The sequence below is a fragment of the Bacillota bacterium genome (assembly GCA_024655925.1).
Classification (GTDB): Bacteria; Bacillota; DTU025; order DTU025; family JANLFS01; genus JANLFS01.
On the sequence record JANLFS010000212.1, the window covers coordinates 1 to 2,063 of the forward strand.

At 58.8% G+C, this 2,063-nt stretch carries 3 protein-coding genes; all 3 read right to left on the bottom strand.

Translation table 11 applies throughout. The features are described from left to right. On the bottom strand, positions 1 to 334 hold a 334-nt coding region (locus NUW23_16195; protein ID MCR4427687.1), incomplete at its 3' end, for a fructose-bisphosphate aldolase. Between the two features lie 44 nt (positions 335 to 378). Next, on the bottom strand, positions 379 to 1,377 hold the full coding sequence (locus tag NUW23_16200) for an ABC transporter permease (GenBank protein ID MCR4427688.1): 999 nt from the start codon (positions 1,375 to 1,377) through the stop codon (positions 379 to 381). Continuing rightward, positions 1,374 to 2,063 (bottom strand): ATP-binding cassette domain-containing protein (locus NUW23_16205; GenBank protein MCR4427689.1); only part of this gene is annotated, 690 nt, incomplete at its 5' end. The genes NUW23_16200 and NUW23_16205, both read right to left, overlap by 4 nt.

The following is a 2,063-nucleotide window of genomic DNA, read 5'->3' on the forward strand; positions in this document are numbered from 1 at the left end:
CTAACGTGTCGAGTTCCCATTCAGACCCGATATATCCCATGCATGCGACTCCAGTCGCCCCGACGGCCGCAGCGTACTCCGCGGAGTACAGCAACCGCATCTCTCCCGGCATCTCCCGCGTGGATGCCTGCACGTCGAGACGCAGGTAGACTCTTGTCCCAGAGAGGAGTCCACGATAGCGTTTGGCGATCCCCGGGCTCGTCAGAATACCGTCTGCACCTGCCGCGATTGCCTGCGTTATCACTCGTCCCGGGTCTTCGAGGCCCACAACCGGGCCCATCTCCAAAGCGTGATCCATCGCCACTATCAGCCGCGGGCGGGTTTGATCCGTCATTTGCACACCTCAGCTTAAGAGTGTTCCACCTGTCATGTTGATCCTTACCTCGAACCCTTTGTCGGGCGCAAGGCTGCGAGGGCTACGGCGAGGACGATGATTGCCCCCTTGGATATGTCCTGCCAGTAGTAGGAGACTCTGAGCAGTGTCAGTCCGTTGTTCATCACTCCGATGATCAGCACGCCGACAAAGGTACCCAGGATGTTCGGACGGCCATCCCGGAATATGGTCTGACCCAGGAATGCGGCGGCTATCGCGTCCAGGAAGAATCCTGCCGCGGCAGTAGGCTGCCCGGATCCCAACCGGGACGCGAGGATGATTCCCGCGATACCAGCCCCCAGACTCGAGAAGAGTAACCCTAGGAGGCGGTACTTGCGCACCGAGATTCCCGACAACCTCGCTGCATTCAAGTTGCCACCGATGGCATACATGTACCTTCCCATTCGTGTCCTCGTCAGGATGAACTCACCCAGGACGACCACGAACGCCATGACGATGATTGGTGTCGGAATGCTGCCCACATAGCCTCGGCCTATGAAGGCAAAGGATTGCGGAAGGTCACCGTAGATGGCCTGACCCTGAGTGTAGAGGAAGGTGACGCCCGTGGCCACGGAGCCTGCAGCCAAGGTGGAGATGAATGAGGATATGCCCACCTGCGTCACTAGAGCTCCGTTTACCATGCCGAACAGAGCGGCAAGCCCAAGTCCTGCGAGCAGAGACAAGGGCACGGGAAACCCTTTGACCAACAGACTCACGGTCACAACACCGACGAGAGAGCCCACCGACCCGATTCCGAGGTCGAAATCCCCCGTGACCATGCAGAACGTGAGCCCTGTCGAGATTATGGCGAGCATTGACACCTGCCGGAGTATGTTGATGATGTTGTTGAACGTCAGAAACACTTGAGTCGTCGCACTGAACACGACAACAAGAGCAACTAAACCTAGAAGCGTCCCATAGCTGCGGACTAGGTTCCTTATGCCGCCCGCATTTGCCCGCCTGTGCCCGCTGCCTGCTGGCGTGGCGCGAGAGATCTCGATCACTCCCGAACACCTCCAAGCGCATACATCAGTACCGTGTCACCCGTGAGGTTCTCTCGGGCGATCTCTTTTACCACACGGCCGTCTCTCATGACATAGACCCTGTCCGACATGGCTATGAGCTCGCGGAGGTCGGAAGATATGACAATCACTCCCGCACCGGCCCGGGCGATCTCAACCATGATCTGGTACACCTCAGTCTTCGCGCCTACATCAATCCCCTGTGTCGGCTCATCGAAGATGAACACCCTGCCGGAGCGGGTCAGCCACTTGCCGATGACAACCTTCTGCTGGTTACCCCCGCTGAGCGTGGCAACATCGTCTGAGGCTCTCCTGGTCTTGATCCTGAGTCGGTGGATCAGGTTCTCGACCGGAAGGGACTCCCGTCTAGTGCCCACAACCCCGAAGACACTGAAGTCCCGGAGAAAAGGCAGAGTGATATTGGACATCACTGCCTCACCGGATACGAGTCCGTAGTCCCTGCGTTTCTCAGGTATAAGGTAGATACCGGCGTTTATGGCTTCTCTCACAGACTTCGGGCTTATCTGCTTCCCGTCGACGAGAATCCTCCCGGATTCCGCGCGCGCCGCTCCGAAGAGCACCGACGCGAGCTCGCTCCTCCCCGCCCCCCTCAGTCCCCCCAGGCCCCCTATCTCACCATTTCCGTTCGGGCCGGAGAGATAGTGGGC